General features: G+C 71.1%; 12 protein-coding genes. 7 read left to right on the top strand and 5 right to left on the bottom strand.

All coding sequences use genetic code 11. From position 1 onward, the window contains the following. Nucleotides 1–124: 124 nt before the first annotated feature. Nucleotides 125–2,584, top strand: coding sequence for a glycogen/starch/alpha-glucan phosphorylase (locus FG99_RS00100; protein WP_043266453.1), 2,460 nt, complete (start codon nt 125–127; stop codon nt 2,582–2,584). Nucleotides 2,585–2,587: 3 nt separating this feature from the next. Here FG99_RS00100 and FG99_RS00095 read toward each other — a convergent pair whose 3' ends face one another. Continuing rightward, entirely contained in the window at nt 2,588–2,992 is a 405-nt protein-coding gene (locus FG99_RS00095; RefSeq protein ID WP_043266444.1) for a hypothetical protein, read from the bottom strand. 166 nt (nt 2,993–3,158) lie between these two features. On the opposite strand from FG99_RS00095, the gene FG99_RS00090 reads away from it, so the two are divergent. From FG99_RS00090 to glgB, 6 genes are all read left to right on the top strand, one after another. Continuing rightward, a complete protein-coding gene (locus tag FG99_RS00090) occupies nt 3,159–3,677 on the top strand; it encodes an MgtC/SapB family protein (RefSeq protein ID WP_043266442.1) in 519 nt (172 codons plus the stop codon). Then, nucleotides 3,667–3,909 carry a hypothetical protein gene (locus FG99_RS00085; RefSeq protein ID WP_043266441.1) on the top strand — a complete coding sequence of 81 codons (243 nt, stop codon included), beginning with the start codon at nt 3,667–3,669 and terminating at the stop codon, nt 3,907–3,909. The genes FG99_RS00090 and FG99_RS00085 overlap by 11 nt, the downstream gene beginning before the upstream one ends. Nucleotides 3,910–3,918: 9 nt before the next feature. After that, nucleotides 3,919–4,794 carry a non-homologous end joining protein Ku gene (locus FG99_RS00080; protein ID WP_043266439.1) on the top strand — a complete coding sequence of 292 codons (876 nt, stop codon included), beginning with the start codon at nt 3,919–3,921 and terminating at the stop codon, nt 4,792–4,794. Nucleotides 4,795–4,909: 115 nt separating this feature from the next. Beyond that, nucleotides 4,910–6,892, top strand: a complete 1,983-nt coding sequence (locus tag FG99_RS00075; protein ID WP_043266437.1) for an alpha-1,4-glucan--maltose-1-phosphate maltosyltransferase — start codon at nt 4,910–4,912, stop codon at nt 6,890–6,892. 10 nt (nt 6,893–6,902) lie between these two features. Continuing rightward, nucleotides 6,903–10,229, top strand: a complete 3,327-nt coding sequence (gene treS / locus FG99_RS00070) for a maltose alpha-D-glucosyltransferase (protein ID WP_043266435.1) — start codon at nt 6,903–6,905, stop codon at nt 10,227–10,229. After that, on the top strand, nt 10,226–12,418 hold the full coding sequence (gene glgB / locus FG99_RS00065; protein WP_043266434.1) for a 1,4-alpha-glucan branching protein GlgB: 2,193 nt from the start codon (nt 10,226–10,228) through the stop codon (nt 12,416–12,418). The genes treS and glgB overlap by 4 nt, the downstream gene beginning before the upstream one ends. A 638-nt stretch (nt 12,419–13,056) precedes the next feature. Here glgB and FG99_RS00060 read toward each other — a convergent pair. The 4 genes from FG99_RS00060 to FG99_RS00045 are packed head-to-tail and all read right to left on the bottom strand — an operon-like array spanning nt 13,057 to nt 16,938. After that, the gene (locus FG99_RS00060) at nt 13,057–14,037 is read right to left on the bottom strand and encodes a lysylphosphatidylglycerol synthase domain-containing protein (protein ID WP_043266432.1); all 981 of its coding nucleotides are present in this window, start codon (nt 14,035–14,037) and stop codon (nt 13,057–13,059) included. Beyond that, nucleotides 14,034–15,242: a cardiolipin synthase ClsB gene (clsB, locus tag FG99_RS00055; RefSeq protein WP_043266430.1), complete on the bottom strand. Its 1,209-nt coding sequence runs from the start codon at nt 15,240–15,242 to the stop codon at nt 14,034–14,036. The genes FG99_RS00060 and clsB overlap by 4 nt, the downstream gene beginning before the upstream one ends. Beyond that, nucleotides 15,239–16,018, bottom strand: a complete 780-nt coding sequence (locus tag FG99_RS00050; RefSeq protein ID WP_051878262.1) for an endonuclease/exonuclease/phosphatase family protein — start codon at nt 16,016–16,018, stop codon at nt 15,239–15,241. The genes clsB and FG99_RS00050 overlap by 4 nt, the downstream gene beginning before the upstream one ends. Continuing rightward, nucleotides 16,015–16,938, bottom strand: a complete 924-nt coding sequence (locus FG99_RS00045) for a DUF72 domain-containing protein (protein ID WP_043266428.1) — start codon at nt 16,936–16,938, stop codon at nt 16,015–16,017. Before FG99_RS00045 ends, FG99_RS00050 begins: the two co-directional genes overlap by 4 nt. Nucleotides 16,939–16,941 lie beyond the last annotated feature (3 nt).

Below are 16,941 nucleotides of genomic sequence, written 5' to 3'. Positions count from 1 at the left end.
ATTCGGACGGACGGCCGCCCCGGGCGGGGAAAACACCTGAACTCTGGCCGGCGCACCGGGCCTAGATACACGAGGCGGCCGCCGGCGCCGCCCTTTTCCCAAGGCGAACCACGGAGAACACGCCATGCACGGCTCCAGCACCCCCGTTCCCGAACAGGTGGAAACCTTCAAGCAGGAAGTGCTGACGCGACTGCGCTACGACGTCGGCAAGGACGCCGCCGACGCCTACGCCCACGACTGGTTCGAGGCCGTGGCGCTGGCCGCGCGGCGCTACATCGTCGACGGCTGGGACGAGGCCAGCCGCAGCATCGACCGCGGCCAGCGCAAGCGCGTCTACTACCTGTCGCTGGAGTTCCTCATCGGCCGCCTGCTGATCGACAACCTGAGCAACCTCGGCCTGCTGGAGATCGCCCGCGAGGCCCTGCTGCAACTGGGCGTAGACCTGGAGCAGGTGCGCCTGGCCGAGCCCGACGCGGCCCTGGGCAACGGTGGCCTGGGCCGCCTGGCGGCGTGCTTCATGGAGAGCATGGCGACCCTCGACATCCCCGCCTACGGCTATGGCATCCGCTACGAGCACGGGCTGTTCCGCCAGAGCATCGCCGACGGCTGGCAGCAGGAGCAGCCGGAGACCTGGCTGGACTTCGGCAACCCCTGGGAGTTCGAGCGCCCGGAATGCAGCATCAGCATCGGCTTCGGCGGCAGCGTGTACGCCATCGACGGCGGCGACGGCAGCGCGCGGCAGCACTGGGAACCCATGGAGCGCCTGCGCGCGGTGGCCTACGACATGCCCATCGTCGGCTGGCGGCGGGCCGGGGTGAACACCCTGCGCCTGTGGCGCGCCCGCGGCGAGGAAACCCTCAAGCTCGACCGCTTCAACGCCGGCGACCACCTCGGCGCGGTGGCCGACACGGCGCGCGCCGAGAGCATCTCGCGGGTGCTCTACCCGGCGGACAGCACCGAGGCCGGCCAGGAGCTGCGCCTGCGCCAGGAATACTTCTTCGTCAGCGCCTCGCTGCAGGACCTGCTGCAGCGCCACCTGGGCCAGGGCCTGGCGCTGGCCAGCTTGCCGGCGCGGGTGGCCATCCAGCTCAACGACACCCACCCGGCCATCGCCGTGGCCGAACTGATGCGCCTGCTGCTGGACGACCATTACCTGCAGTGGGAGCAGGCCTGGGAGCTGACCGTGGCGACGCTGTCCTACACCAACCACACGCTGCTGCCCGAGGCCCTGGAGTCCTGGCCGGTGGGGCTGATGGAGCGCATGCTGCCGCGGCACATGCAGATCATCTACCTGATCAACGCCTTCCACATCGACGCGCTGCGCGCCAAGGACATCCACGACTTCGCCCTGCTGCGCGCGGTGTCGCTGATCGAGGAGGACAACGGCCGGCGGGTGCGCATGGGCAACCTGGCGTTCCTCGGCTCGCACAGCGTCAACGGCGTCTCCGCGCTGCACACCGAGCTGATGCGCGAGACGGTGTTCCGCGACCTGCACCGCCTGTACCCGGGGCGCATCAGCAACAAGACCAACGGCGTGACCTTCCGCCGCTGGCTGTTCCAGACCAACCCGGAGCTGACCGGGCTGCTCTGCGAGTTCCTCGGGCGCGAGCTGCTCGACGACCCCGAGACGCGCCTGCGCGCCCTGGAGGCCCACGCCGGCGACGCCGCGGTGCAGCGCGGCTTCGCCCAGCAGCGGCGGCACAACAAGGCGCGCCTGGCGCGGCTGGTGGAGGAGCGCCTGGGCATCCGCCTGGACGTCGAGGCGCTGTTCGACGTGCAGGTCAAGCGCATCCACGAGTACAAGCGCCAGTTGCTCAACCTGCTGCACGCCGTGGCGCTGTACCAGGACATCCGCAACGACCCGGCCACCCCGCGGGTGCCGCGGGTGAAGATCTTCGCCGGCAAGGCCGCGCCCAGCTACCACCAGGCCAAGCTGATCATCAAGCTGGCCAACGACGTCGCCCGCATCGTCAACGACGACCCCACCGTGCGCGGCCTGCTCAAGGTGGTGTTCATCCCCAACTACAACGTCAGCCTGGCCGAGGCCATCATCCCGGCGGCGGACCTGTCCGAGCAGATTTCCACCGCGGGCCTGGAGGCCTCGGGCACCAGCAACATGAAGTTCGCCTTGAACGGCGCGCTGACCATCGGCACCCTGGACGGCGCCAACGTCGAGATGTCCGAGCGCATCGGCCTGGAGAACCTGTTCATCTTCGGCCTCACCGCCCAGCAGGTGGAGGCCCGCAAGCACGCCGGCGAGCTGTCCATGGCCGGCGAGATCGCCGCCTCGCCGCGCCTGCAGGAAGCCCTGAAGGCCATCGGCTCGGGGGTGTTCTCGCCGGACGACGCCAACCGCTACACGGCCCTGGTGGAGGGGCTGCGCCACGACGACAGGTTCATGCTCTGCGCCGACTTCGAGGCCTACTGGCAGGCCCAGGAACGCGTCGAGGCGCTGTGGCGCGAGCCGGCGCGCTGGTGGCGGGCGGCGGTGCTGAACACCGCGCGGGTCGGCTGGTTCTCTTCCGACCGCACCATCCGCGAGTACGCCGAGGACATCTGGAAGGTGCCGCTGGGCGGCGCCTAGGGCCTACCAGAAGCCGCCGCCGTGGCGGCGCGCCAGGTAGTCCGGGCTGAGGCCGAAGCCGGTCTGGAAGAAGGCCTGCAGGCGGGTGTCCAGCACCATGCGGTTGAGCGAGGCCAGCGGGCCGACGATGCGCTCCGGCTCGCTGCGCCCGCCGTAGTGGTTCTCGTGCACCAGGCTGGCGCTCTGCGGTTCGGCGCTGATCAGGCAGCGGCAGTCCAGGCCCTCGCCGGGGCGGCGGGCGTGCAGGCCCAGCTCGGAGAGCCCGCCGGCGCCACGGTGCAGGCCCACGTGGCAGAGCAGGCCGTGGGCGCGGGCGTACTCGCCGGCGGCGGCGAAGGCGGGCAGGGCCACTTCGGTCAGGGCCTGTTCGTAGGCCTGGGCGAAGTCGGTGTCGTCGCGGCTGTTCATGGCGCATTCCTTTGGTGTTCGACGATTGCCGGGGTTGGACAGGCGCGGCGGGCGAATGCGCGGACGATCCGCCGGGCGGTCGTGCCGGGCTACCGCCGGGGAAATCGTTCAAACCATCGGCCGGCGCGGCAGTCTGCACCTGCAACGGCCCTTCGCGGAGAAGCCCATGGAGACACTGTCGCGCATCGCCGCGGCCCTGCTGGCGGAGTTTTCCGACCTGCGCGAGCTGGAGCAGATCACCCGCGCCTGCTTCCGCCTGGCGCTCGCCGCGCTGCTCGGCGGCCTGCTGGGCTACGAGCGCGAGGCCCAGGGCAAGGCCGCCGGGTTGCGCACGCACATGCTGGTCACCCTGGGCGCCGCGCTCTTCGTCATGGCCATGAGCGAGGGCGGCGCCGGCGACGACGCCATCAGCCGGGTGATCCAGGGCATCGCCGCGGGCATCGGCTTCCTCTGCGCCGGCACCATCCTCAAGCAGGACAGCGCCGACACCGCGCGGGTGAAGGGGCTGACCACCGCGGCCGGGCTGTGGCTGAGCACCGCCATCGGCATCTGCGTGGGCCGCGGCCATTCCGCCACCGCGGTGCTCGGCACCCTGCTGGCGCTGCTGGTGCTGCACAGCCTGCCGCGCCTGTTCGAGCGGCCGCGGGCGCCGCGCAAGACCGCGGAGGATCACCATGTTCCGTGAATTCAGCGGCAGCAGCGCCTGGACCGACGCCATGCGCAGCGGCGGCGCCTACGTCGGGCTGATCGAATACCAGCCCAAGCGCGAGGGCGCGGCGGTGCAGGTGCTCTGGGTGTTCGCCCCCGGCAGCCGCAACGAGGCCCAGGCCGAGGACGCGGCCCGGCGCATGCTGGCGCGCATCCGCGACATTTCGGCGGACGGCCGCGTCCGCTTCGACGACGGCATCTCACTGTAGGAGGCATGCATGGCGCGCGTGATCTGGAAGGGCGCGATCAGTTTCGGCCTGGTGCATATCCCCGTGGGGCTGAACAGCGCCAGCCGCTCCGGCGGCACCGACTTCGACTGGCTGGACGCCCGCAGCCTGGAGCCGGTGGGCTACAAGCGGGTGAACAAGGTGACCGGCAAGGAGGTGCCCAAGGAGCAGATAGTCAAGGGCGTGGAATACGAGAAGGGCCGCTACGTGGTGCTCAGCGAGGCGGAAATCCGCGCGGCGCGCCCACGGGCCACCCAGACCATCGACATCCTGCGCTTCGTCGAGCGCGGCGAGATTCCCCTGGCGTACTTCGACTCGCCCTACTACCTGAGCCCCGAACGGCGCGGCGAGAAGGTCTACGTGCTGCTGCGCGAGACCCTCGCGCGCAGCGGCAAGGTCGCGGTGTGCCAGCTGGTGCTGCACAGCCGCCAGCACCTGGCGGCGCTGCTTGCCGACGGCGAGGCGCTGCTGCTGATGACGCTGCGCTGGCCGGGCGAGGTGCGCTCGGTGGACGAACTGGGCCTGGAGCTGGACGACGTCGACCTGGACAAGCGCGAGCGCGAGATGGCCACGCGCCTGGTGGAAGACATGAGCCAGGCCTGGGACGACTCGGCCTTCAAGGACAGCTTCAGCGACGAGATCCACGCCCTGGTCGAGCAGAAGGCCGCCAAGGGCCAACTGGAGGAAGTGCCCGGCGCCGAGGCGCCGGAAACCGGGGAGGGCGCCGACATCATCGACCTCACCGACCTGCTGCGGCGCAGCCTGCGCGGCAACGCCAGGGGCGGCGGCAAAGCGGCGCCCAGGGGCAAGGCCGGAGAGGCGCCGGCGCCGCGCAAGAGCAGCGGCCGGCGGCGCGCCCCGCGCTGAGCCGGCCCGCCGGCGAAAAGTCTGAACTTGCCGGCGGGCCCGGCCTCGGAAAGCATGGGGCCGCAGGTTGCGGCCGACGACGAACATGCGATCGCCTGGCGAGGAGGGCGCAGCGATGAATCCGGACCTGCAGGGGCGCGCCAGCGCCGCGGCCAAGGCGCCGCGCATCGCCATCGAGGGCATCGAGCCCCAGGTCGAGGGCGGGCGCTTCGCCGCCAAGGCCATCGCCGGCCGGGGCTGCCCGGTCAGCGCACGCATCTTCATGGACGGCCACGAGCAACTGGGCGCCGAAGTGACCTGGCGCCTGGAGCCGGAAGAGGTCTGGCGCAGCCTGCCGCTGGTCTGGCAGGGCAACGACCTGTGGCGGGCCGAGCTGCTGCCGCCCCACGAGGGGCGCATCCAGTTCGTCATCCAGGCCTGGCTGGACCGCTACGCCAGCTTCCGTCACGACCTGGAGAAGAAGTACGCCGCCGGCCAGGCCGTCGAGCTGGAACTCAGCGAAGGCGAGCAACTGCTGCGCGAGGCGCGGCAGGGCGCCCAGGGCGAACCCGCCGCGCAACTGGACGCCCTGCTGGGCCAGCTCGCCGCCGAGCAGGCCCGCGACGGCCGCGTGGCCCTGCTGCTGGCCCCGGCCACCCTGGAACTGATGCAACGAGTGGAGCCGCGCCTGCACCGCGTGCGCAGCCCGCTGCTGAGCCTGGAGGTGGAGCGGCCGCTGGCCGGCTTCGCCAGCTGGTACGAGCTGTTCCCGCGCTCGGAGGGCGCGCAGCCGGGCGTGCACGGGCGCTTCGAGGACGTGCGCCGGCGCCTGCCGGAAATCGCCGCCATGGGCTTCGACGTGCTGTATTTCCCGCCCATCCACCCCATCGGCCGCACCCACCGCAAGGGCCCCAACAACAGCCTGCAGGCCGACCCGGACGACCCCGGCAGCCCCTACGCCATCGGCGCCGAGGAGGGTGGCCACGAGGCCGTGCACCCGCAGCTGGGCAGCCTGGAGGACTTCCGCGCGCTGGTGGCCGACGCCCGCGCCCACGGCCTGGAGGTGGCCCTGGACTTCGCCATCCAGTGCTCGCCGGACCACCCCTGGCTGCGCCGGCACCCCGGCTGGTTCAGCTGGCGCGCCGACGGCAGCATCCGCCATGCCGAGAACCCGCCGAAGAAGTACGAGGACATCGTCAACGTCGATTTCTACGCCGCCGACGCCGTGCCTTCGCTGTGGCTGGCGCTGCTGGAAGTGGTGCTGGGCTGGGTGGCCCAGGGCGTGACGCTGTTCCGCGTCGACAACCCGCACACCAAGCCGCTGCCGTTCTGGGAATGGCTGATCGCCGAGGTGCGCCACCTGCACCCCGAGGTGATCTTCCTGGCCGAGGCCTTCACCCGCCCGGCGATGATGGCGCGCCTGGGCAAGCTCGGCTTCAGCCAGAGCTACACCTACTTCACCTGGCGCAACACCAAGCAGGAATTGCAGGAATACCTCGCCGAGCTGAACCAGCCGCCCTGGCGCGACTGCTACCGGCCCAACTTCTTCGTCAACACCCCGGACATCAACCCCTTCTTCCTGCAGCGCAGCGGGCGCGCGGGCTTCCTCATCCGCGCCGTGCTGGCGGCCACCGGCTCGGGGCTGTGGGGGATGTATTCGGGCTTCGAGCTGTGCGAGGCCGCGGCCATCCCCGGGCGCGAGGAATACGCCGACTCCGAGAAGTACCAGCTGCGCCAGCGCGACTACCACGCGCCGGGCAACATCGTCGGCGAGATCACCCGGCTCAACCGCATCCGCCGCGAGAACCCGGCGCTGCACAGCCACCTCGGCTTCCAGGCCTACAACGCCTGGAACGACAACATCCTCTATTTCGGCAAGCGCACCGCGGACCTGGCCAACTTCGTGCTGGTCGCCGTGTGCCTGGACCCGGACAACGCCCAGGAGGCCGACTTCGAGCTGCCGCTGTGGGAGTTCGGCCTGGCGGACGACGCCGCCATGGGCGGCGAGGACCTGATGAACGGCCACCAGTGGACCTGGTACGGCAAACGCCAACGGATGCGCATCGAGCCCTGGCACCTTCCCTTCGGCATCTGGCGCCTGCACCCGCAGCGCCGCTAGGAGTCCGCCCATGGCCAGACGCCTGAGAAAGCCCCGTCCCTTCCTGCACGACCCGCTCTGGTACAAGGACGCGGTCATCTACCAGTTGCACGTGAAGTCCTTCTTCGACGCCAACAACGACGGCATCGGCGACTTCCCCGGGCTGATCGAGAAGCTCGACTACATCGCCGATCTGGGGGTGAACACCCTCTGGCTGCTGCCGTTCTACCCCTCGCCGCGGCGCGACGACGGCTACGACATCGCCATGTACCGCGGCGTGCATCCCGACTACGGCAGCCTGGCCGACGTGCGCCGCTTCATCGCCGCCGCCCATGCGCGCAACCTGCGGGTGATCACCGAGCTTGTGATCAACCACACCTCCGACCAGCACCCCTGGTTCCAGCGCGCGCGGCGGGCGAAGAAGGGCTCGCGGGCACGGGAGTGGTACGTGTGGTCCGACACTGACGAGCGCTACGCCGGCACCCGCATCATCTTCGTCGACAGCGAAACCTCCAACTGGACCTGGGACCCGCTGGCCGGGCAGTACTACTGGCACCGCTTCTACTCGCACCAGCCGGACCTGAACTTCGACAACCCGCAGGTGCTGCGTGCCGTGCTGGGGGTGATGCGCTTCTGGCTCGACCTGGGCGTGGACGGCCTGCGCCTGGACGCCATTCCCTACCTGATCGAGCGCGAGGGCACCAGCAGCGAGAACCTGCCGGAAACCCACGCGGTGCTCAAACGCATCCGCGCCGAGCTGGACGCCCACTACCCCGACCGCATGCTGCTGGCCGAGGCCAACCAGTGGCCGGAGGACACCCGCCCGTACTTCGGCGGCGTGGACGACGGCGGCCCCGGCGACGAATGCCACATGGCCTTCCACTTCCCGCTGATGCCGCGCATGTACATGGCCATCGCCCAGGAAGACCGCTTCCCCATCAGCGATATCCTGCGCCAGACCCCGGCCATCCCCGACAACTGCCAGTGGGCGATCTTCCTGCGCAATCACGACGAGCTGACCCTGGAGATGGTCACCGACGACGAGCGCGACTACCTGTGGAACTACTACGCCGCCGACCGCCGCGCGCGCATCAACCTGGGCATCCGCCGGCGCCTGGCGCCGCTGGTGGAGCGCGACCGGCGACGCATCGAGCTGCTCAACAGCCTGCTGCTGTCGATGCCCGGCACGCCGACGCTGTACTACGGCGACGAGATCGGCATGGGCGACAACATCTACCTGGGCGACCGCGACGGCGTGCGCACCCCCATGCAATGGTCGGTGGACCGCAACGGCGGCTTCTCCCGCGCCGACCCGGCGAGCCTGGTGCTGCCGGCCATCCTCGACCCGCTGTACGGCTACCAGAGCGTCAACGTCGAGGCGCAGCTGCGCGACCCGCATTCGCTGCTCAACTGGACGCGGCGCATGCTCGCCGTGCGCAAGCAGCAGAAGGCCTTCGGCCGCGGCAGCATGACCCTGCTGTCGCCGAGCAACAGGCGCATCCTCGCCTACCTGCGGCAGTACCGCGGCGAGGAGGGCGAGGACAGCCTGCTGTGCGTAGCCAACCTGTCCGGCGCGGCCCAGGCGGTGGAACTGGAGCTGGCCGAGTTCGACGGCCGCGTGCCGCTGGAAATGCTCGGCGGCGCGGCCTTCCCGCCGATCGGCCGGCTGACCTACCTGCTGACCCTTCCGCCCTACGGCTTCTACTGGTTCTACCTGGCCGACTCCCAGCGCATGCCCAGCTGGCACCGCCAGCCGGAGGAACGCCTGCCGGAACTGCCGACCCTGGTGCTGGGCCAGCGCCTGGAAGAGATCATGGCCGGCGCCCCGCGCGAGCTGCTGGAGAAGGATTCGCTGCCGCGCTACCTGCCGCGCCGACGCTGGTTCCCCCATGCCCGCGCGCAGGCCGGCAGCGTGCGCCTGCTCTACGCGCTGCCGCTGGAAGAGGGCGACGCCGCGCCGCTGCTGGCGGAGCTGGAATACCGCGATGGCGAACTGCACGAGCGCTACCAGTTGCCCCTGGCCGCGGCGCCGGAAAAAAGCAGCAGCGGCTACGACCTGCCGCAGCAACTGGCCCTGGCCCGGCTGCGCCGCGGCCGCCGCGTCGGCCTGCTGACCGACGCCCTGAGCCTGCCGCGCTTCAGCCGCGTGGTGCTGCGCCTGCTGCGCGAGAACGCGACCCTGGCCGGTGCCGACGGCGAGGTGCAGTTCCTGCCGCAACCCGGCTTGGCCGAGTTGGAACTGGCCGAGGACATCCCGGTGCGGGTGCTGGCCGCGGACCAGTCGAACACCTCGGCGCTGGTCGGCGACGGCCTGCTGCTCAAGGTGCTGCGCCGCGTCTCGCCCGGCCTGCACCCGGAGGCGGAAATGGGCGCCTACCTGAGCCGCCACGGCTTCGCCAACGTCGCGCCGCTGCTGGGCGAGGTGCGCCGGGTGGACGCGCAGGGGCAGACGCACACGCTGATGCTGCTGCAGGGCTACCTGAGCAACCAGGGCGATGCCTGGACCTGGACGCAGAACAACCTCGAGCGGGCCATCCGCGAGGCCCTGGCCGCCGGCACCGCGCAGCCTCCGGAATTCGATGCCCTGGACGAGCTGCGCGGCTTCGCCGCCACCCTCGGCCGGCGCCTGGGCGAGATGCACCAGGTGCTGGCCGACGGCGCGGACGAGCCGGACTTTGCCCCGCGGCGCAGCGCCCCGGCCGATAGCCGCGCCTGGCAGGAGGGCGTCGGCGCCCAGGTCGAGCAGGCCCTGCGGGCGCTGGAAGACGCCCCGGGGCTGGACGAACGCGGCCGCGCCCAGGCCGCGCGCCTGCTGGAGCTGCGCGACGAGCTGCTGCTGGCGGTGGGCAACCTGGCGCGGCTGGCCGAGGGCGGGCTGATGATCCGCGTGCACGGCGACCTGCACCTGGGCCAGGTGCTGGTGGTGCAGGAGGACGCCTACCTGATCGATTTCGAGGGCGAGCCCAACCGCTCGCTGGCTGAACGCCGGGCCCTGAACAGCCCGATGAAGGACGTGGCCGGGGTGCTGCGCTCCTTCGACTACGCCGCCGCCATGGCCGAGCGCAGCCTGCAGAGCGCCGACGTCTCGGAAGAAGCGGTGCGGGTGCGCCGCGCCCTGGCCCAGCGCTACCGCGCGGACGCCCGCGACGCCTTCCTCGACGCCTACCGCCTGGCCGCCGCCGGGCTGCCCCACGAATGGCGCGGGCGCGAGGGGGAGGGCGCGGCCCTGGCGCTGTTCAGCCTGGAGAAGGCGGCCTACGAAGTGGTCTACGAGAGCGGCCACCGCCCCGACTGGGTCGCCGTGCCGCTGCAGGGAATGCTGGAACTGACGCTCCACCTGCTGGGAGGAAGGCCATGACACAAGCGTCGCAAGACGACGAACGCAACCATCTGCAAGGGCTGCAACGGGCCGAGCACGGCGATCCCTTCGCCTTCCTCGGCCCGCACCCGGAGGGCGACGGCTGGCGCGTGCGCGCCTGGCTGCCGGGGGCCTTCGCCTGCGAGCTGCTGGGCCGCGAGGGCGAATTCCTCGCGGCCATGCAGCAGCAGGACGCCAGCGGCCTGTTCAGCGCCCACCTGGATGCGCGTCAGGCCTACCTGCTGCGCATCCACTGGCCCGAGGGCGAGCAGATCACCGAGGACCCCTACGCCTTCGGCCCGCTGCTGGGCGACACCGACCTGTACCTGTTCGCCGAAGGCAACCACCGCCACCTGGGCCAGTGCTTCGGCGCCCAGGCCATGAGCGTGGACGGCGTGGCCGGAGTGCGCTTCGCCGTGTGGGCGCCCAATGCCCGGCGCGTGTCGGTGGTGGGCGACTTCAACGCCTGGGACGGGCGCCGCCACGCCATGCGCCTGCGCTACCCCAGCGGCGTGTGGGAACTGTTCGTGCCGCGCCTGCAACCCGGGGAAATCTACAAGTACGAAATCCTCGGCCCCGGCGGCCTGCTGCCGCTCAAGGCCGACCCTGTGGCGCTGGCCACGGAACGGCCGCCGGCCACCGGCTCGCGGGTGGCCGACCCGGCGCCGCGGCACTGGCGGGACGAACGCTGGATGAGCGAGCGGCGCAGCCGCCAGGGCGCGGAAAGCCCGCTGGCGATCTACGAACTGCACGCCGGCTCCTGGCAGACCCTCGACGGCCGCCCGCCGAGCTGGGACGAGCTGGCCGAGCGGCTGATCCCCTACCTGCAGGACATGGGCTTCACCCACGTCGAGCTGATGCCGATCATGGAGCATCCCTTCGGCGGCTCCTGGGGCTACCAGCCGCTGTCGCTGTTCGCCCCCACCGCGCGCTATGGCAGCCCGGCGCAGTTCGCCGCCTTCGTCGAGCGCTGCCACCAGGCCGGGATCGGCGTCATCCTCGACTGGGTGCCGGCGCATTTCCCCACCGACGCGCACGGCCTGGGGCAGTTCGACGGCACCGCGCTGTACGAATACGCGCATCCCTTCGAGGGCTTCCACCCGGACTGGGACACCTACATCTACAACCTCGGCCGCACCGAGGTGCACGGCTTCCTGCTGGCCTCGGCGCTGCACTGGCTGCGCGAGTACCACGTCGACGGCCTGCGCGTCGACGCCGTGGCCTCGATGCTCTACCGCGACTATTCGCGCAAGGAGGGCGAGTGGATCCCCAACCGCCACGGCGGGCGCGAGAACCTGGAGGCCATCGAGTTCCTCCGCCACCTCAACGAGGTGGTCGCCGCCGAGGTGCCCGACGCCCTGGTGATCGCCGAGGAGTCCACCGCCTGGCCCGGCGTCAGCCGCCCGGTGGCCGAGGGCGGGCTGGGTTTCTCGCACAAGTGGAACATGGGCTGGATGCACGACACCCTGGCCTACATCCGCGAGGACCCGCTGTACCGCGGCTACCATCACCACCGCCTGACCTTCGGCCTGCTCTACGCCTTCACCGAGCGCTTCATCCTGCCCATCTCCCACGACGAGGTGGTGCACGGCAAGGGCTCGCTGCTGGGCAAGATGCCCGGCGACCGCTGGCGCCAGTTCGCCAACCTGCGCCTGTACCTGAGCCTGATGTGGACGCACCCGGGGCGCAAGCTGCTGTTCATGGGCTGCGAGTTCGGCCAGTGGCGCGAGTGGGACCACGACGACCAGTTGGACTGGTACCTGCTGCGCTACGCCGAGCACCTGGGCGTGCAGACGCTGGTGCGCGACCTCAACCGCCTGTACCGCGAACTGCCGGCGCTGCACCAGCTGGACGACAGCGCCGAGGGCTTCCACTGGCTGATCGGCGACGACCAGCGCAACAGCGTCTACGCCTGGCTGCGCCTGGACCGCGAGCGCTCGCCGCTGCTGGTGGTGCACAACTTCACGCCGCTGCCGCGCGAAGGCTACCGGGTAGGGGTGCCGCTGCAAGGCGCCTGGCAGGTGCGGCTGAACTCCGACGGCGCCTGCTATACCGGCTCCGATGCCGGCAGCCGCGAGCGCTGCGAGACACTCCCGGAGCCGTCCCACGGCCAGCCGTACTCGCTGCTGCTGGACCTGCCGCCGCTGGGCAGCCTGGTCCTGGAACCGGCGCCGGCCCTGCCGGCGTAATCGCGGATAAGATCCCTACGCTGCGCCACCTGCGCCATTCCCCTGTAGGAGCGCGCCCTGCGCGCGAATCGCGGGCAGGGCCCGCTCCTACAGGTTTGCGCGATGCACGGCATGCCCTTGTAGGAGCGGATTCATCCGCGATAGCCGGACGTCCCGGCGCGGTTCGCGGATAAGATCCGCTACGCTGCGCCACCCACGCCATTCCCCTGTAGGAGCGCGCCCTGCGCGCGATTCGCGGGCAGGGCCCGCTCCTACAGGTTTGCACGAGGCACGGCATGCCCTTGTAGGAGCGGATTTATCCGCGATAGCCGGACGCCCCGGCGCGGTTCGCGGATAAGATCCGCTCCTACGCTGCGCCACCTGCGCCATTCCCTTGTAGGAGCGGGCCCTGCGCGCGAATCGCGGGCAGGGCCCGCTACAGGTTTGCACGAGGCACGGCATGTCCTGGCGGATTTATCCGCGATAGCCGGACGTTCCGGCGTGGTTCGCGGATAAGATCCGCTCCTACGCTGCGCCACCTGCGCCATTCTCCTGTAGGAGCGCGCCCTGCGCGCGATTCGCGGGCAGGGCCCGCTCCTACGGGTTTGCGCGAGGCACGGCATTCCCTCGTAGGATGGCGTTGAGCGAAGCGATACCCATCAACCCGCCCGCGCCAGGCGCCGTTGCCGGCGGCGCAGACGCCGCGCCCGGCGTTCCAGCCACAGGTAGACCAGGCAGGCCAGGAACAGCGGCACCAGGAAGTACAGCACCCGGTAACCGATCAGCGCCGCCAGCAGGGGCCCGCGGCCCAGGTGGTCGTGGAGGATGGCGATGAACACCGCCTCCAGCACGCCCAGGCCCGCCGGCACGTGCAGCACCACCCCGGCGATGCTGCTGATCAGCAGGGTGGCCAGCACCTCGGTGTAGCTGGCCTTGTCCGGCAGCAGCACGCTCACCAGCAGCGCCATCAGCGACCAGTTGGCCGCCCCCATGGCGCCCTGCAGCAGCGCCAGGCGCCAGCTCGGCAGGGCCAGGCTGAACTGCCGCCAGCCCCAGGCGCGGCGCCGGGCGTAGCGGCAGGCCAGGGGGTAGGCCACGCCCAGGGCCAGCAGCAGCGCGCCGATCAGGCGCAGGCCGTTGCGCCCCACCGACCAGTCGTCCGGCAGGTCGGGGTAGCCGCTGGCGAACAGCGCGCCGGCCAGCAGCAGGTAGCCGTACCAGTTGGTCACCAGGCTGAAGCTGAGGATGCGGGTAATATCCGCCGCGCTCATGCCCAGGCGGCCGTACAGGCGGTAGCGCAGGGCCACGCCGCCGACCCAGGAGCTGAGGTTGAGGTTGAAGGCGTTGCACACGAAGGCCACGGTGAACACCCGCCGCACCGGCAGCGGGTGGCCGATGTAGTAGCGGCTGAGCACGTCGAAGCTGCTGAACACCGCGTAGCTGGCCAGGCTGATGCCCAGGCCCAGGAGCAGGGTGGTGGCGCGGTACTCGCTGAGCAGGTGGAATACTTCCCCCCAGTCGGTGGCGCGGATCAGCAGGAACAGCAGCACCGGCAGCAGCGCCAGCAGGGCGATGGAGAAGCCGCGCCGGGCCAGCTTCCAGGCGCGCCTGTGCTTCTCCCGTGGCGCGGCGGCGTTCATGGGCGCACCCGCGGGGCGTCCGCCGCCGGTTCGCCTTCCAGGCCCCGCGGCGAGCGCAGGCGCTGGCGGTGCGCCGGCAGCTGCCCGGCGATGGCCGGGAAATGCCGCAGGAAGTGGAAGCTGAGGAACACCAGGGGCGCGCGCCACCAGTAGCCGCGGCGCGCCACCTTGCGGGTGATGCGCCGGCAGTTGTCGCGGGCCAGGGCGTCCAGGTGCGCCTGCAGTTCGTCGGCGAAGCGCGCGTCGTCGATCATCAGGTTGCCTTCCAGGTTCAGCGACAGGCTCAGCGGGTCCAGGTTGCTCGACCCCACCGTGGCCCAGCGCCCGTCGGCCACCGCCACCTTGCCGTGCAGCGGGCGGTCGCAGTACTCGTAGATCTCCACGCCGTCGCGCAGCAGGGTGTCGTAGAGCAGCTTGCTGCACAGGCGCACCAGCGGCATGTCCGGCAGGCCCTGGAGGATCAGGCGCACCTTCACCCCGCGCTGCGCGGCCTGGCGCAGCGCCCGCAGCAGGCGGTAGCCGGGGAAGAAGTAGGCGTTGGCGATGGTCAGCCGCCGCCGCGCGCCCTGGATCGCCGCCAGGTAGTGCTGCTCGATGGCCGTGCTGCGGGGGCCGTTGTCGCGCAACACCAGGCAGGCGCGGGCCTGGCCGGCCAGCGGCGGCAGGCTGGGCGGCACCCAAGCCGGCGCGCTGCCGTACTCGTGCAGCAGGGCCAGGCTGGCCTGGCGGATGTCCCGGGCCACCGGGCCCTGCACCTGCACCGCGTAGTCCTGTTTGGCCATGGCGCCGAAGTCGGCCAGGTGGTCGGCGCTGAAGTTGATGCCGCCGACGAAGGCGGTGCCGCCGTCCACCACCAGTAGCTTGCGGTGCAGGCGGCGGAACAGGTTGGTGCGCAGGCCCAGCAGGCGCGGGCGCGGGTCGAACAGGTGCAGGCGCACCCCGGCCTCCAGCAGGCTGCGCACGTAGTCCCGGCCCAGGTCGGCGGTGCCGTAGCCGTCGACGATCAGCTCCACGCGCACGCCGCGCCGGGCCGCCGCCAGCAGCGCCTTGCGCAGGGCCAGGCCGACCTTGTCCTCGTAGATGATGAAGGTTTCCAGCAGCACCTCGCGCCGGGCCCGGGCGATGGCCTCGAACACCCGCGGGTAGAAGGCCTCGCCGTTGACCAGCAGTTCGATGCGGTTGCCCGCGTGCCAGCGCTCGTTCATGGGCTCACCTCGGCGAGCAGCGGCAGATGGTCGGACAGGTGCGGCCAGGGGCGGCTGCCCAGCACCTGGCTGCTGCGCACCCGCAGGTTGCGCAGGTAGATGCGGTCCAGGCGCAGCAGCGGCCAGCGCGCCGGGAAGCTGCGCGGCGCGCCGGCCTTGTCGGCGAAGGCCGGCTCCAGCCCGCAACCGGCGAGCAGGGCGCCGGCCTGGCAGCGCCAGTCGTTGAAGTCGCCGGCGACGATCAGCGGCGCCTGGGCGGGGAAGCCTTCCAGCAGGCGGCAGAGCAGCGCCAGTTGCTGCCGCCGCTGCGCCTCGCGCAGGCCCAGGTGCACGCACACGGCATGCAGCGGGGCGCTGCCCGGCAGGTCGATGCAGGCGTGCAGCAGGCCGCGCTCCTCGTTGCCGGCGATGGAGATGTCGTGGTTGTCGTGGCTGATGATCGGGTAGCGCGAGAGCAGGGCATTGCCGTGGTGGCCCTCGGGGTACACCGCATTGCGCCCGTAGGCGAAGGCCGGCCACATGCTGTCGGCGAGGAATTCGTAGTGCGGCTTGGCCGGCCAGCCGGGGTGGCGCCCGGCGTGCAACTGGTGCTCGCCATGTACCTCCTGGAGGAACACCAGGTCGGCCGCGGTGCCGCGCACCGCCTCGCGCAGTTCGTGGAGGATGAAGCGGCGGTTGAAGGCGTTGAAGCCCTTGTGGGTGTTCACCGTCAGCACCCGCAGCGACGGGCCGCTGGCCAGCGCCGGGCCGGCGCCGGTATTGGCCGGCTGGTTCATGTCCAGTCCTCCGCCGGTTCGCCCGGCACCTGCTGCTGCGGTAGGCGCACGTCGAGCAGCTGCATGAGGCGGAAGGCATCGAAGGGCGCGCGCACCTTGATGTCGTTGTCGAAATAGCAGTACAGCTCGCGGTGCCGGCGGTCGCCGCGCTTGTCCGCGTCGATCAGCTCGGCGTCGGCGGGCTGCAGGCCGTTGCGCCACAGGCGGATGCGCTCGCTCCAGCGGCGCAGCGCCGCCTCGCCATAGCCGCTGGCGTACAGCTGCTCGGCGCCGTGCAGGCGCAGGTAGGTGAAATCCGGGGCGGTGAGGTCCTCGGCGTAGGGCCACTTCGAGGGCGCGTCGGCCATCACCAGGGCCACGCCGTGCCGGCGCAACTGGTCGGTGAATTCGGCGCTGCAGAAGCTCTTGTGGCGCACCTCCAGGGCATGGCGCAGGGCGAAGCGCCGGCTGGGCGACGGCGCGTCGTGGCGCAGGCGCGCGTCCGCCGAACCGGCCAGTTCGGCCGCCGCATGGCTGTCGCGTGGCAGCAGGGCGAGGAAGGCCTCCAGCAGCTCGCCGTCGTAGGCCAGGCTGGGTGGCAGCTGCCAGAGGAAGGCGCCGAGCTTGTCGTCCAGCTCCAGCGGGCCGGAGGCGAAGAAGTTGGCCAGCCCCTGCTGCGGCTCGCGCAGGCGCCGCAGGTGGGTGACGAAGCGCGGGCCCTTGACGCTGAAGCGAAAGCCCGCGGGTGTCTGCGCCTTCCACTGGCGGTAGCGGCCGGGCGTCTGCAGGCCGTAGAAGGAGCCGTTCAGCTCGATGCTGGCGAAGGCATGGGCGGCGTAGCGCAGCTCCTCGCGCTGGGGCAGGCCCTTGGGGTAGAACTCGCCGCGCCAGGGAACGTAGCGCCAGCCGGAAATACCGATGTACAGGCCGTCCGTACCCATGGC

Origin of the sequence: Pseudomonas sp. AAC, assembly GCF_000725445.1 — a bacterium.
GTDB classification, from domain to species: domain Bacteria; phylum Pseudomonadota; class Gammaproteobacteria; order Pseudomonadales; family Pseudomonadaceae; genus Pseudomonas; species Pseudomonas citronellolis.
Note: the sequence above shows the minus strand (reverse complement) of the source record. Positions and strands in the feature narration are given on the sequence as shown.

Bases quoted from the DNA above. Each gene is read 5' to 3' on its own strand.
- FG99_RS00080 (WP_043266439.1), top strand. From the start codon at position 3,919: ATGGCGCGCGTGATCTGGAAGGGCGCGATCAGTTTCGGCCTGGTGCAT.
- glgB (WP_043266434.1), top strand. From the start codon at position 10,226: ATGACACAAGCGTCGCAAGACGACGAACGCAACCATCTGCAAGGGCTG.
- FG99_RS00085 (WP_043266441.1), top strand. From the start codon at position 3,667: ATGTTCCGTGAATTCAGCGGCAGCAGCGCCTGGACCGACGCCATGCGC.
- FG99_RS00050 (WP_051878262.1), bottom strand. From the start codon at position 16,018: ATGAACCAGCCGGCCAATACCGGCGCCGGCCCGGCGCTGGCCAGCGGC.
- FG99_RS00095 (WP_043266444.1), bottom strand. From the start codon at position 2,992: ATGAACAGCCGCGACGACACCGACTTCGCCCAGGCCTACGAACAGGCC.
- treS (WP_043266435.1), top strand. From the start codon at position 6,903: ATGGCCAGACGCCTGAGAAAGCCCCGTCCCTTCCTGCACGACCCGCTC.
- FG99_RS00075 (WP_043266437.1), top strand. From the start codon at position 4,910: ATGAATCCGGACCTGCAGGGGCGCGCCAGCGCCGCGGCCAAGGCGCCG.
- clsB (WP_043266430.1), bottom strand. From the start codon at position 15,242: ATGAACGAGCGCTGGCACGCGGGCAACCGCATCGAACTGCTGGTCAAC.
- FG99_RS00060 (WP_043266432.1), bottom strand. From the start codon at position 14,037: ATGAACGCCGCCGCGCCACGGGAGAAGCACAGGCGCGCCTGGAAGCTG.
- FG99_RS00045 (WP_043266428.1), bottom strand. From the start codon at position 16,938: ATGGGTACGGACGGCCTGTACATCGGTATTTCCGGCTGGCGCTACGTT.
- FG99_RS00090 (WP_043266442.1), top strand. From the start codon at position 3,159: ATGGAGACACTGTCGCGCATCGCCGCGGCCCTGCTGGCGGAGTTTTCC.
- FG99_RS00100 (WP_043266453.1), top strand. From the start codon at position 125: ATGCACGGCTCCAGCACCCCCGTTCCCGAACAGGTGGAAACCTTCAAG.